General features: G+C 63.0%; 13 protein-coding genes. 3 read left to right on the forward strand and 10 right to left on the reverse strand.

Annotated features, from left to right (window positions below):
- The first annotated feature begins 4 nt into the window (after window positions 1–4).
- Entirely contained in the window at window positions 5–784 is a 780-nt protein-coding gene (locus ACXJKE_RS12995) for an ABC transporter permease (RefSeq protein ID WP_457281023.1), read from the forward strand.
- Entirely contained in the window at window positions 781–1,590 is an 810-nt protein-coding gene (locus ACXJKE_RS13000) for an ABC transporter ATP-binding protein (RefSeq protein ID WP_457281024.1), read from the forward strand. Before ACXJKE_RS12995 ends, ACXJKE_RS13000 begins: the two co-directional genes overlap by 4 nt.
- Here the strand turns inward: ACXJKE_RS13000 and ACXJKE_RS13005 are convergent.
- From ACXJKE_RS13005 to ACXJKE_RS13020, 4 genes are all read right to left on the reverse strand, one after another.
- Entirely contained in the window at window positions 1,587–3,002 is a 1,416-nt protein-coding gene (locus ACXJKE_RS13005) for an MFS transporter (protein ID WP_457281025.1), read from the reverse strand. The genes ACXJKE_RS13000 and ACXJKE_RS13005 overlap by 4 nt on opposite strands.
- Window positions 3,003–3,339: 337 nt before the next feature.
- A complete protein-coding gene (locus ACXJKE_RS13010; protein WP_457281026.1) occupies window positions 3,340–3,912 on the reverse strand; it encodes a hypothetical protein in 573 nt (190 codons plus the stop codon).
- Window positions 3,913–3,981: 69 nt separating this feature from the next.
- A complete protein-coding gene (locus ACXJKE_RS13015) occupies window positions 3,982–4,203 on the reverse strand; it encodes a CsbD family protein (RefSeq protein ID WP_457281027.1) in 222 nt (73 codons plus the stop codon).
- Window positions 4,204–4,685: 482 nt separating this feature from the next.
- Window positions 4,686–6,296 (reverse strand): ABC transporter permease, encoded by a 1,611-nt coding sequence (locus ACXJKE_RS13020; RefSeq protein ID WP_457281028.1) that lies wholly within the window; start codon window positions 6,294–6,296, stop codon window positions 4,686–4,688.
- A 124-nt stretch (window positions 6,297–6,420) separates the two neighbouring features.
- On the opposite strand from ACXJKE_RS13020, the gene ACXJKE_RS13025 reads away from it, so the two are divergent.
- Window positions 6,421–7,515: an ABC transporter ATP-binding protein gene (locus ACXJKE_RS13025; protein ID WP_457281029.1), complete on the forward strand. Its 1,095-nt coding sequence runs from the start codon at window positions 6,421–6,423 to the stop codon at window positions 7,513–7,515.
- 4 nt (window positions 7,516–7,519) lie between these two features.
- Here the strand turns inward: ACXJKE_RS13025 and ACXJKE_RS13030 are convergent, their stop codons facing one another.
- The 6 genes from ACXJKE_RS13030 to ACXJKE_RS13055 form a co-directional block, all read right to left on the reverse strand.
- Window positions 7,520–8,266 carry a lysophospholipid acyltransferase family protein gene (locus ACXJKE_RS13030; protein ID WP_457281030.1) on the reverse strand — a complete coding sequence of 249 codons (747 nt, stop codon included), beginning with the start codon at window positions 8,264–8,266 and terminating at the stop codon, window positions 7,520–7,522.
- 15 nt (window positions 8,267–8,281) lie between these two features.
- On the reverse strand, window positions 8,282–9,589 hold the full coding sequence (locus ACXJKE_RS13035; RefSeq protein ID WP_457281031.1) for a dihydroorotase: 1,308 nt from the start codon (window positions 9,587–9,589) through the stop codon (window positions 8,282–8,284).
- 17 nt (window positions 9,590–9,606) lie between these two features.
- A complete protein-coding gene (locus ACXJKE_RS13040) occupies window positions 9,607–10,569 on the reverse strand; it encodes an aspartate carbamoyltransferase catalytic subunit (RefSeq protein ID WP_457281032.1) in 963 nt (320 codons plus the stop codon).
- A gap of 66 nt (window positions 10,570–10,635) precedes the next feature.
- On the reverse strand, window positions 10,636–11,139 hold the full coding sequence (gene pyrR, locus ACXJKE_RS13045) for a bifunctional pyr operon transcriptional regulator/uracil phosphoribosyltransferase PyrR (protein WP_457281033.1): 504 nt from the start codon (window positions 11,137–11,139) through the stop codon (window positions 10,636–10,638).
- Window positions 11,136–11,558 carry a Holliday junction resolvase RuvX gene (gene ruvX, locus ACXJKE_RS13050; protein WP_457281034.1) on the reverse strand — a complete coding sequence of 141 codons (423 nt, stop codon included), beginning with the start codon at window positions 11,556–11,558 and terminating at the stop codon, window positions 11,136–11,138. Before ruvX ends, pyrR begins: the two co-directional genes overlap by 4 nt.
- Window positions 11,555–12,142: a YqgE/AlgH family protein gene (locus tag ACXJKE_RS13055; RefSeq protein WP_457281035.1), complete on the reverse strand. Its 588-nt coding sequence runs from the start codon at window positions 12,140–12,142 to the stop codon at window positions 11,555–11,557. The genes ruvX and ACXJKE_RS13055 overlap by 4 nt, the downstream gene beginning before the upstream one ends.
- Window positions 12,143–12,153: the final 11 nt, after the last annotated feature.

Consider the following 12,153-nt stretch of genomic DNA (forward strand, 5'->3'; position numbering starts at 1 on the left):
AAGCATGCGGCCACTACAACCCGTCTCGCCCGGCGCGCGCATCGCGCTGGGTGTGAGTTTCTTCGTTCTCTTCTTCGTGGTGTGGGCCATCTTCACGCTGGGCGGCTATGTCTCCAAGACATTTCTGGCCGACCCCATCACCATGGTTAAGTCAGGTTACGACCTGCTGGCCAACCAGGGTTTCGCCAAGGACATTGGCATGACGGTCTGGCGGGTACTGGGCGGCTTTGCGATTGCCGCCTTGCTGGCCGTTCCGCTGGGGGTGATGATGGGCGCCTACAAACCGGTTGAAGCGTTCTTTGAACCCTTTGTGAGCTTTGCGCGTTACCTGCCCGCCTCTGCGTTTATTCCGCTGCTCATCCTCTGGGCAGGTATCGGAGAGGCACAGAAGCTCGCCGTGATTTTTATCGGCTCCTTCTTTCAACTGGTGTTGATGATTGCCGTGAGCGTCGGCAATACCCGGCGCGACCTGGTCGAGGCGGCCTACACGTTGGGCGCGGCCGACCGCGGCATCGTGGTGCGCGTGCTGCTGCCCAGTGCAGCGCCCGAGATTGCCGAGACCTTGCGCATGGTACTGGGCTGGGCCTGGACCTATGTGATCGTCGCGGAGCTGATAGGCGCGTCCAGCGGCATCGGCCACATGATCACTGACAGCCAGGCACTGCTGGCGACAGACCAGATCATCTTCGGCATTATCGTCATTGGTGTATTCGGCCTGGTCACCGACCTGGTATTTAAAGCGCTCAATAGAAAACTTTTCCCGTGGGCTCAGTTAGGCCGATGACTTCTTCCTCCACATCGATCCTGACCGTCAACCAGCTGTCGAAAACCTTTGCCGCCAACAAGGGCCCCGGCACCGTCGCGCTGCAAGCAACTGATCTGGCGGTTGCCGAGAACGACTTCATCACCATCCTCGGCCCTTCAGGCTGCGGCAAGTCCACCCTGCTGCGCATGGTCGCCGGGCTGGACATCCCCACAAGCGGCACCATCGTGCTGGACGGCAAACCCATAGCGGGCCCTGGCGCGGACCGCGGCATGGTGTTCCAGAGCTACACGCTCTTTCCGTGGCTCACGATTTTGCAAAACGTCTGCTTTGGCCTGCGGGAAAAAGGCATGCCACTGGAAAAGCAGCACGATATCGCGCACCAATTCATCAAGAAGGTCGGACTGCAGGGATTTGAGAACCATTTCCCCAAGCAGCTCTCGGGCGGCATGCAACAACGCACAGCACTCGCTCGTGCCCTTGCCAACAACCCGCGCATCCTGCTGATGGACGAGCCCTTCGGCGCACTCGACCATCAGACGCGCGAGCTGATGCAGGAGCTGCTGCAAGGCATCTGGGAGGCCGAGCAGAAAACCGTGCTGTTCGTGACGCATGACATCGATGAGGCCATCTTTATGGGCAGCCGCGTGGTCGTCATGAGCGCAAGACCGGGCCGCATCAAGTGCGACATTGCGGTGCCCCTGGAGCATCCACGGCATTACTCGGTAAAGACGACCCCGGTTTTCACGGATCTCAAGGCAAAACTTACCGAAGAAATCCGCGTCGAGGTGCACCGGGCGGCGGGCCTGCAGGCGCCCGTCGTTTAATCCGTCTGAGTTTTGGTTCGTGCTGCCTGCGTCATGCGCAAGGCGCTGCAAACACCGGCCGTGGCGGCAAAGGCAGCGGCCAGCCAAAGGGCAATCAAGGGACCCTGACCGCCTTCGCCGGGACTGGACACGGCAAAAATCATCGCCAGCAAAACCGCGCCCAATGTCTGTCCCGTCAAACGCGCCGTGCCCAGCATGCCGCTGGCGCCGCCGCTGCGGTGTGCGGGCGCCGAGGTGATGATGGTGTGGTTGTTGGGTGACTGAAAGAGGCCGTAGCCGATGCCGCACAGCGCCATGCGCCAGACGATGTCGGCCTGCGCCGGATGCACGGGCAACACGGCCAGCAACACCAACCCCAGGCAGAGCATGGCCATGCCAACGCCGCCCAGCAGGCCGCCTGGATAGCGCCCTATGAGCCGGCCCACCAGCGGCGAAGTCACCACAATCGCCAGCGGCCAGGCGGTGAGCAGCAAGCCCGCCTCGAGGTGGCTGAAGCCGTAGCTGCCCAGCAGCAAAAAGGGCAGACAGATATAGGCCAGCGTCTGCGCGCAGAAGGCGCCTATCGACGTGCCCATGGACAGCGCGAACACGGGAATGCGCAGCAAATCAAGCGGGAATAGCGGCACGGGCATGGCCAGCTGGCGGCGCACGTAGATCACGCCGATGACGATTCCGGCGGCCAGCTCGGCCAGCGGCAGCCACAAGGATGATGCAGCACCCGGCACAGCTTCCACACGTACACCCAGGCCGTCTACGCCCAGGAACACCAGGCCGAACATCAGGGCGTTGAGCACCACATCGACCAGTGAGAGCTTGAGGCTCTCTGCCTTGGCGGTGTTCTCGGGCAGGGCCTTTCGACCCCACCACAACGACATCAGGCCGAATGGCACATTGAGCGCAAACAGCCACGGCCACGAACCGACGGAAAGAATGCCGGCCGCAATCGACGGGCCGGCCACCGAGGCGGTGGCCACCACCAGCGAGTTAATGGCGATGCCGCGGCCGAGCAGGTGTTTGGGGTAGATGAGCCGAACCAGCGCGGTGTTGACGCTCATGAGGCCAGCCGCGCCCAAGCCCTGCAGCACGCGGGCCAGCGCCAGTGTGGTCAATGAATCAGCCAGCGCACAGAGCAGCGAGGCCAGCGTGAACACGGCCATGCCCGCCAGGTAAACGCGACGGTAACCGATGATGTCGCCTAATGTGGCCAGCGGCAGCAAGAGCGCCAGCGTGGCGACCTGGTAGGCGTTGACGACCCAGATGGACTGGGCGGGCGCGGCGTTCAGTTCTCGGGCGATGTCCGGCAGCGCCAGGTTGACGATGGTCCCGTCGAGCACCGCCATGACAATACCGAGAACGATGACCAGCAACGCACGCAAGCGTTCGCGAGCGGGCAAACCATCCTGAACAATCATGCGTACCTTTGCTGGAACTGATGGGGATCAGGGCAGTCGCCATGAAGGCAGCCGCTGAATCCCAAAGGCCCCGATTTTACGGGCGCAGGATGGGATGCGCAGCGCGGGGGCCGCTGAGGGAAAATGCCGCGCGCGGGCTCAGGCGCATGGCCTGCGGTCGGTGGCTTTTCGCGGTCTTCGTGCCATTTTTTGCACAAATTGCCGACAGATCATTCGCATCGTGCGCAAGCAGCTATTCATTTGATAGCAAGGAATAAAAAATCCCGGGCTGCAAATGCAGGACCGGGATTGGGGTTGCCATTCCGACAGGCCTTGCCGAGGCCAACCGGTGGGCAGCTTACTTCATGCCGTACTTCGCCTTGGCATCGTTCTGGCAGCTGTCCTTGGCGGTTCCGGTGAGGGCATCGCAGCGCTCTTTGGCGGCCTTGTAATCGGCCTCGCGCTTTTCGGCGTTGGCGTCCTTCCTGGCTTCGGTCACTTTTTCAGTCTTGTTCTTGCTGGTGTCGGCTGAGGTCTTGGCGACCTTGGCGTCTTCCTTGGCTTTGACGTGGGCCGCTTTGGCATCTTTCACGCAGACGTCCTTGTCATTGCCTTTCAGGTCGTCGCACTTTTCCTTGGCGGCGTCGTAGGCGGCATCGCCTTTGGCCAGAGCCACCTTTTCGGTGTTGCGCGGGCTGGGCTTGTACTGGGCTTCCAGTTCGGCCTTGGCGACTTTTTCAGCGCCTTTGGCTTCGGCCACGCAGATGTCTTTGGCATTGTCTTTCAAGGTGGCGCACTTGTCGCGACCGGCTTTGTAGTCGGCCGAGATGCGGTCGCTCTGGGCTTTATGTTCCTCTTTGGTCATAGCCAGGGCCTGGCCGGCAAAAGCGCAAGACATCACGGCTGTCAGCATCAGCAATTTGGTTTTCATGGATTTTCCTTTGGATGAGTTGGAGTTATGGATTGGTTGGGGATGGACCCTGGAGCGCTCAACGGCGGATCAATAACGCTCAAAAAAATCGGTCGGGTTGCGGTCCTTCCAGGCGGCGACCTGCTTCTCAGCCTCATCCTTGCTGAGGCCGTGGCGCTCCTGGATGCGGCCCAGCAACTGGTCGCGTTTGCCGGCGATCACATCAAGGTCGTCGTCTGTGAGCTTGCCCCACTGTTCTTTGACCTTGCCTTTGAATTGAAGCCAGTTGCCTTCCACGCGGTCTTTGTTCATGGTGTCCTCCTGAACGTCAATTGATAAATTCGCCCGTGGCACTGATGTCCTATTCGCTGCGTGCTACTTCCCGGGCGGCATATTCACACCATAAGTTCGTTCTTTTTCTCCCACCGTAGGTCCCCGTATTTGATGAGCGTAGGTTCATGCTTACAGGGCTGTGTGCCGCGCTGCGAGAGCGCGCCATTGCGCGAAGGAAAGCAACAAAATTCGCAACGGCTTCCTGGCCGGAACATAGTTGCATAGCACGCTGGCCAGCCAAGGCAAGAACGGTTTTTCTTTCGACATCAAGGGGGTGCGAGGTGCCAACACCAAAGATGAAAAAGCGCAGTACGTCGCGAAGCCTTTTCCTCCTTCTGCAAGCTGCTGGGCAATGTGCACGATGTGCGCGCCGAAGCCTGCGGCTTGGTGGCCCGACACAGGAATACCGCTACATCAAGGCCAAGGCCTGAGTGCGGGTGACGGGGACAGGCTGGTTGCGTTTACTTAGACCGCAGTGTGCGGCTGAGCAGCGCGACGGGCAGCAAACCCACCAGCACCAGCGCCAGCGCGGGCAAGGCGGCCTCACCGAGCCGCTCGTCGCGCGCGAGCTGGTAGGTGATCACGGCCAGGGTGTCGCTGTTGAAGGGCCGCAGCACCAGCGTGGCGGGCAGCTCTTTCATCACATCGACAAACACCAGCAAGCCGGCCGCCGCGACCGAGCGCTTGAGCAGCGGCCAGTGCACGCGGCTGAGGATGCCCATACCGCTGGTGCCCAGCATGCGCGCGCTGTCGTCAAAGCTGGCCGGGATGCGCGAGTAGCCGCTTTGCAGGCTTTGCAGTGCCACGGCGCTGAAGCGCACCAGGTAAGCCCAGACCACGCCGAGGATGGTGGCGGTGACCCAGTAGCCCGCGCTTGTCTGCGGCGCGGCGGATTGCAGCCAGCTCACAGGCAGCAAGAGGCCCACCACAATCACCGCGCCGGGCACGGCATAACCCAGACCCGCCAGGTGCACGGCAGCGCGGGTGAGCAGGCCCGGTTGCCGGCGCACCGCAAAGGCCAAGCCCAAGGCAAGCGCGGTGGCCAACAGCGCGCTCAAGCCTGCGAGGCCAATGCTGCTGAGCGTCCAGCCAATGAATTTGTCCCAAAGCAGGTTGTCCCAGCCCAGCGCCAGCGGGCGCAGCATAAAGAGCACCGGCAGCACAAAGCCCAGCGCGATGGGCACGGCGCACACGAGCCAGGCCGAAACGGCGCGCAGGCCGCGCAACTGCGCGGGGGCCGCGTCTTGCGCGCCCGCGCGTGCACCGCGGCCGGTGGCAAAGCGCATGCGCTTTTGCGCGCTGTGCTCTATCCACAGCAGCAGCGCGACAAAGAAAAGCAGCACGGTCGCCAGCTGCGCCGCAGCGATGCGGTTGTCCATCGAGAGCCACGCCTTGTAGATGCCGGCGGTGAAGGTCTGGATGCCGAAATAGCTGGAGACGCCGAAGTCGGCCAGTGTTTCCATGAGCGCCAGCGCCACACCAGCGGCCACGGCAGGCCGCGCCAGCGGCAGCGCTACACCGCGGATGCGGCGCGACAGCGGTGCGCCCAGCAGGCGCGCCGCTTCCATCAGGTGCACGGCGCGCTCAGACAGGGCCGTGCGCGCAAGCAGGTACACATAGGGGTAGAGCGCGACGGTGAAGACCAGTACGGCACCCCCCAGGCTGCGCACCTCGGGCAGCAGCCGGCCCTGCAGGCCGAAGCTGGCACGCAGCCAGGTCTGCAGCGGGCCGGCGTATTGGAGAAAGTCGGTATACGCATAGGCCAGCACATAGGCCGGCATGGCCAGCGGCAGCAGCAAGGCCCACTCAAACACCCGGCGCCCGGGGAAATCAAACAGCGTGACCATGCTGGCGGTGGCCATTCCCACCACCGCCACGCCAAAGGCCACGCACAGGCACAGCAGCAGTGATGTGCGCGTGTAATCGGGCAACACGGTCTGCAGCATCTGCAGCAGGATGGATTGCGCATCGCTGTTGAACTGCAGCCAGGACAAGGCGACGGCCAGCACCGGCAGCGTCAGCAGCCCAACCAGCAAAAACAGCACAACAGAAGGGAAATATCGGCGAAACATGGAGCCCCGGAAAGCCTCAGCAAAAAGGCCTCTCGCGGGAAGGAGCCCTGCCCCCGCCTGCGTTCGCCACGCTTTTGCAGTCAGTCACTGCAAATGAGAATTGTAAGCATCTACAATTGTCTGCATGTTTCTGGATATCTCCCAGTTGGGCGTGCACTACGCCGGCCGCTCAAAACCCGCCGTGGACGGCGTGTCGTTCAGCCTCCAGGCAGGGGAAATCGGCGTTCTGATCGGGCCTTCAGGTTGCGGCAAAACCACCTTGCTGCGCGCAGTGGCTGGCCTTGAACGGGCCAATGCCGGCAGCATTACGCTGGCAAAGGATGTGGTGAGCACCGCCGCCTTGCATGTGCCGGCCGAATCCCGCCGCATTGGCATGGTGTTTCAGGACTACGCGCTGTTTCCGCATCTGGATGCCGCGCACAACGTGGCCTTCGGGCTCACTCATCTAACACCCGCTCAGCGCAAGCAGCGCGTCGGAGACGTGCTGGAGCTGGTCGGCTTGGGCAATGTGCACAAGCGCTTTCCGCATGAGCTTTCAGGCGGCCAGCAGCAACGCGTGGCACTGGCGCGCGCGCTGGCGCCGCAGCCACGCCTGCTGCTGCTGGATGAGCCTTTTTCCAACCTGGACGTGGACCTGCGCGAGCGCCTGGCGCACGAGGTGCGCGGCATCCTGAAGGCGGCTGGCGCCACAGCGCTGTTCGTCACACATGACCAGCTGGAGGCTTTTGCCATCGGCGACCGCATCGGCGTAATGCACCAGGGCAAACTGCACCAGTGGGATGAGGCTTATGCGCTGTACCACCGCCCTGCCACCCGATTTGTGGCTGACTTCATCGGCCATGGGGTCTTCGCACAAGCCCATATCGAGCAACACGGTGACGACGTGGTGGTGCATACCGCGCTCGGTGACCTGACGGACATGCTGGAGTGCCCGCTGCCCGGGGCGTACGCCGGCGGCTTGTGCGATGTGCTGCTGCGTGCCGACGACATCGTGCATGATGACAACGCCCCGGTGAAGGCGCAGATCGTGCGCAAGGCGTTTCGCGGCTCGGAGTTTTTGTATACGCTCAAGCTGCAGACTGGCGAGACGGTGATGGCGCATGTGCCGTCGCACCACAACCACGCGCTGGGCGAGTGGATAGGCATACGTGCCGAGGTCGACCATGTGGTGACCTTTCCGCGCGAAGTTGGCGCGGCGCCGGCTATAACACCAGCCTGACGTTTCAGCGTCCTTGCGTCTGCCTCAGACGCTCAATGTCCTCGCGCAGCGTCTGTGCCCACACCCGCCGGGTCTGGCCTTGCGGGGCCTGCGCCTGGCCAAAGGTGACGACCGCCTTGAGCGGCGGCGCTGTCAGGGTCCGCCAGATTGATCCGACCAAGGTTTCGTCATCCACATAACTGGGCGCAAAGCTGGTCGCGCCGCTGGCGGCGTCAACGAACTTCAGAGCCACCGGCTGCACCGGCACAGACGCTTCAATGGCCGCCTGGATGAGGTTGGCGTGAAAGTGCTTGAGGGTGATGCCGTCGCCGGTGGTGCCTTCAGGAAACACCGCCAGGATGTCGCCCGCGCGAAGGCGGTCCGCCATTTGCGTGACGACGCGATGGGCGTCGCGCCGGGACTCGCGCTCGATATACAGCGAACCTGCGCCGTCGGACAGCGTACGGACAAAGGGCCAGTCCCGCACGTCCGCTTTGGAGACAAAACGGCAGTGCCGCGAGGCATGCATCACCAGGATGTCCAGCCACGAAATATGGTTGGCCACCAGCAGCACCGGGCCACCTGCCGGCGGCGTACCGTTGACCACCAGCTCAATGCCCACAATGCGCAGCATGGCCCCGGCCCATGCCTGCACGCGGGCCTCCTGCTCAGCCTGGGGCAGCTTGGGGAAAACAGTCTTGATGGTCCAGAACCCCGTTACGGCGTGCACGGCGGCGCGCAGCAAGGTTCCGCAAAAGTGAAGCCATTTCATAAATGAGCAGGCACCTCAGTGCGAGGCTTCGGGGGCTTCATAGGCCAGCTGCCCGCCTACGATGGTCCAGCGCACACGCGCAGGCATCTGGTGACCCGAGAACGGTGTGTGCTTGCCCTGGCTGCGCAAGGCGGCGGGCTCGACTGTCCATTCACCGGTGGGGTCAAACACGCAGATATCGGCCACGCCGCCTTTAACGAGCTGCCCCGCGCTGGCCTGCAGCGTGCCAAGCGCGTTGCCCAGCACTCGCGCGGGTTCACTCGTGAGCACTGCCAGCGCGCGCTGCAGACCAACATCGCTGTCAGTACCCCATTTGCAGGCCAGGCCCAGCAGCAATTCAAGCCCCGTGGCGCCGGGCTCAGCCTCGGCAAAGGGCAGGGTTTTGGCGTCTTCGTCGACGGGCGTGTGGTCTGACACCAGTGCGTCGATAGTACCGTCGGCCAGTCCCTGGCGGATGGCGTCGCGGTCGCGCTGCTGGCGCAGCGGCGGGTCCAGCCGCATCCGGCTGTCGAAGTAGCCGATGTCCACGTCGGTCAAGTGCAGGCTGTTGATGCTGACATCGCAGGTCACGGCCAGGCCTTCTGCCTTGGCCTTGGCCACCAGAGCCACACCCGCGGCGCTGCTGATGCGGCACAGGTGCACGCGCGCGCCGGTGGCCCGCACCAGTTCGAAGATGGTGTGCAGCGCAATGGTCTCAGCGGCAACCGATACGCCGCTCAGGCCCAGGCGTGTGGCCAGTGGGCCGCTGGCGGCGACGCCGCTGCCCAGGTACATCTCCTGCGGGCGCAGCCAGACGGTGTAGCCGAAGGTCGAGGCGTATTGCAGGGCGCGCATCATGACTTGCGTGTTGGCCAGCGGCACCTCTGCCTGGCTGAAGCCCACGCAACCCGATTCCGTCAATTCGACCATCTCGGTCAGCGTCTCACCCTTGAGAGCACGCGTCAGCGCGCCCAGCGGGAACACGCGCGACTGGTGCAGCTTTTCAGCGCGGAACTTGAGCATTTCAACGAGGCCGGGCTCGTCGAGCACCGGATCGGTATCAGGCGGGCAGACAAGGCTGGTCACGCCGCCAGCGACGGCCGCGGCCAGTTCGCTTTCGAGCATGCCTTCGTGCTCGTGCCCAGGTTCTCGCAAGCGGGCGGACAAGTCGATCAGACCGGGGGCGACGATGCAGCCCGTGGCATCAATCGTCTTGTTGGCCGCGAAATCAGCAGGCGTGCCTTTGAGCGAGACGATACGGCCCGCGGCAATTGCCACGTCGCAGATCTCGTCGAACTTGGAAGCCGGGTCGATAACGCGGCCGTTCTTGATGAGTATCTTCATTCTTTTTTTCTCCGCGTTCAGGCTTCATTCCCAGCGACGATGCTCATCACCGCCATTCGGACCGCGATACCAAAAGTCACTTGCGGCAGGATCACACTTTGCGTTCCGTCGACCACGGCGGAATCAATTTCAACACCGCGGTTGATGGGGCCCGGGTGCATGACAATGGCGTCTGACTTGGCCAGTTTCAATTTTTCGGTGGTGAGGCCGAAGCTCTTGAAGAACTCCTGGCTGCTGGGCAATAGCGCGCCGGACATGCGTTCGTTCTGCAGCCTGAGCATGATGATTACGTCGGCGTCCTTGATACCTTCTTCGAGCGTATTGCAGACGCGCACGCCCATCTGCGCCATGTCGGCGGGCACGAGGGTCTTGGGGCCGACCACGCGCACTTCGGGGCAGCCCAGCGTGGTGAGTGCATGGATGTCGGAACGCGCCACGCGCGAGTGCAGCACGTCACCGACGATGGCGACCGTGAGCTTGCTGAAATCTTTCTTGTAGTGCCGGATGGTGTACATGTCGAGCAGGCCCTGCGTGGGGTGCGCGTGGCGACCGTCGCCGGCATTGATGACGTGCACATGCGGTGCGACGTGCTGGGCAATCAGGTAGGGTGCGCCCGATTCGCTGTGACGCACCACAAAAAGATCGGCGGCCATGGCGCTCAGGTTGGCGATGGTGTCGAGCAGCGACTCGCCCTTGGAGGCCGATGAGCGCGCGATGTCCAGGTTGATGACATCGGCCGACAGCCGCGTGGCGGCGATTTCGAAGGTGGTGCGGGTGCGGGTGGAGTTTTCAAAGAAAAGATTGAAGACACTCTTGCCGCGCAGCAGCGGGACTTTTTTGACTTCGCGGTTGTTGACGCTGACGAAGTTGGCGGCGGTGTCGAGTATCTGCGTCAAGGTGGCCTTGGGCAGGCCTTCAATCGACAGCAGGTGGATCAGCTCGCCGTTTTTGTTGAGTTGCGGATTTCGTCGATACAGCATGTGATGGACTCCTTGGGGTCTCTTGGTTTTTTGGGGGTGGCCTGGCAGTAATAGTGATGGTGACGATCAGCCCTGAACCTGGAAGCTGAACTTGCCGTCCTCTGCGCGGGCCAGCTCAAGCGACTGCGAGGCGGGCAAGGCCACGCGCGCCACCGCCAGGTCGGGCTGCACCGGCAGCTCGCGCCCGCCGCGGTCCACCAGTACGACCAGCTTGACACTGGCGGGCCGGCCGTAGTCAAACAACTCATTGAGCACCGCGCGGATGGTGCGGCCGGTGTAGAGCACGTCGTCGACTACCACCAGGTGGGCGCCGTTCACGTCAAAGGGCAGCAGGGTCTGGCCGCTGGAGGCCAAGCCCCGCTGCGAGAAATCGTCGCGGTGCATGGAGGAAGACAGCACGCCGGCTTCGCCCTCCAGACCCAGGTCTTTTTGCAGGCGCTGTGCCAGCCAGGCGCCGCCGGAGGCCACGCCGACCAGCTTGGGCGGCAAGGGATAGGACGCCAGTTGCTGGCGCATGCCGCGCAGCAGGTCGTTGTATAGCGCCTCGGCGTCAAGGGTCAGGCTGCTCATGGGAAACTCCTTAAAAACTGCTCGAGAATGATGCAGGCCGAGGCCGCGTCGGCATCGACTGCGCCGCCGGCGAGTGCCTCGGTGGTGCTGTAGCGCTCATCCACCTCAAAGACCTGCAGACCGAAGCGCCCGCGAAGCTGGCGGGCGAACTTCTGCGCCCGCGCGGTATTGTCGTGGCTGGCACCGTCGGGGTGAAAGGGCACGCCGACGACGAGGGCGTCGGGCTGCCACTCCTTGATGCGCGTCTCGACGGCCTTGAGGCGGGCGTCGCCACCTTCAGCGTTGATGGTGGGCTGGGGGGTGGCGGTACGGGTCAGCACGTTGCCGGTGGCAACGCCGGTGCGCTTGAGACCGAAGTCGAAAGCCAGAAAGGTTTGGAGGCCAGTGGCCCGAGGGGAAGGCATGGCCGCAAGGCTCATGCGTGACCGGCCTCGGGAGAGAGCATCCAGCTTTGCAGGCCCAGCAGCATGAGCGCCTTGTCGTAGCGTTGCTCTACCGGTGTGTCGAAAATCACACCGACGTCGGCAGCGACCGTGAGCCAGCTGTTGTCCGAGATTTCCGATTCCAGCTGGCCTTCACCCCAGGCCGAATATCCGAGGGAGACAAACACCCTGCGCGGGCCGGCGCCCGTGGAGAGCGCTTCCAGCACGTCTTTGGAGGTGGTCATTTCGAGGCCGCCGGGGATCGTCATCGTCGAGGCATAGACCGATTCGTTGCCCGGCATCATGGATTCGTGGAGAACAAAGCCCCGTTCGGTCTGGACCGGGCCGCCCTGGAATACCGGGGACTGGGTCAGGTCGTCGCGCCGCAGAGGCAACTCGACCTTGTCGAACAGGTTCTTGAGATTGATATCGCTGGGCTTGTTGATGACCAGCCCCAGCGCACCCCGGTCGCTATGTTCGCACATGTACACCACGCTCTTGGCAAAAGCTTCATCATCCATCCCCGGCATGGCAATGAGGAAGTGGTGCGTGAGGTTGATCGATGCAGAATCCGTGGCCATGGCGGGATTTT

The sequence above is a fragment of the Polaromonas sp. P5_D5 genome (genome assembly GCF_054049435.1).

Excerpts from the sequence above, each read along its gene's own strand:
- ACXJKE_RS13025 (WP_457281029.1), top strand. The coding sequence starts at position 6,421 with ATGTTTCTGGATATCTCCCAGTTGGGCGTGCACTACGCCGGCCGCTCA.
- ACXJKE_RS13015 (WP_457281027.1), bottom strand. The coding sequence starts at position 4,203 with ATGAACAAAGACCGCGTGGAAGGCAACTGGCTTCAATTCAAAGGCAAG.
- ACXJKE_RS13040 (WP_457281032.1), bottom strand. The coding sequence starts at position 10,569 with ATGCTGTATCGACGAAATCCGCAACTCAACAAAAACGGCGAGCTGATC.
- ACXJKE_RS13055 (WP_457281035.1), bottom strand. The coding sequence starts at position 12,142 with ATGGCCACGGATTCTGCATCGATCAACCTCACGCACCACTTCCTCATT.
- ACXJKE_RS13000 (WP_457281024.1), top strand. The coding sequence starts at position 781 with ATGACTTCTTCCTCCACATCGATCCTGACCGTCAACCAGCTGTCGAAA.
- ACXJKE_RS13020 (WP_457281028.1), bottom strand. The coding sequence starts at position 6,296 with ATGTTTCGCCGATATTTCCCTTCTGTTGTGCTGTTTTTGCTGGTTGGG.
- pyrR (WP_457281033.1), bottom strand. The coding sequence starts at position 11,139 with ATGAGCAGCCTGACCCTTGACGCCGAGGCGCTATACAACGACCTGCTG.
- ACXJKE_RS12995 (WP_457281023.1), top strand. The coding sequence starts at position 5 with ATGCGGCCACTACAACCCGTCTCGCCCGGCGCGCGCATCGCGCTGGGT.
- ACXJKE_RS13005 (WP_457281025.1), bottom strand. The coding sequence starts at position 3,002 with ATGATTGTTCAGGATGGTTTGCCCGCTCGCGAACGCTTGCGTGCGTTG.
- ACXJKE_RS13030 (WP_457281030.1), bottom strand. The coding sequence starts at position 8,266 with ATGAAATGGCTTCACTTTTGCGGAACCTTGCTGCGCGCCGCCGTGCAC.
- ruvX (WP_457281034.1), bottom strand. The coding sequence starts at position 11,558 with ATGAGCCTTGCGGCCATGCCTTCCCCTCGGGCCACTGGCCTCCAAACC.
- ACXJKE_RS13010 (WP_457281026.1), bottom strand. The coding sequence starts at position 3,912 with ATGAAAACCAAATTGCTGATGCTGACAGCCGTGATGTCTTGCGCTTTT.
- ACXJKE_RS13035 (WP_457281031.1), bottom strand. The coding sequence starts at position 9,589 with ATGAAGATACTCATCAAGAACGGCCGCGTTATCGACCCGGCTTCCAAG.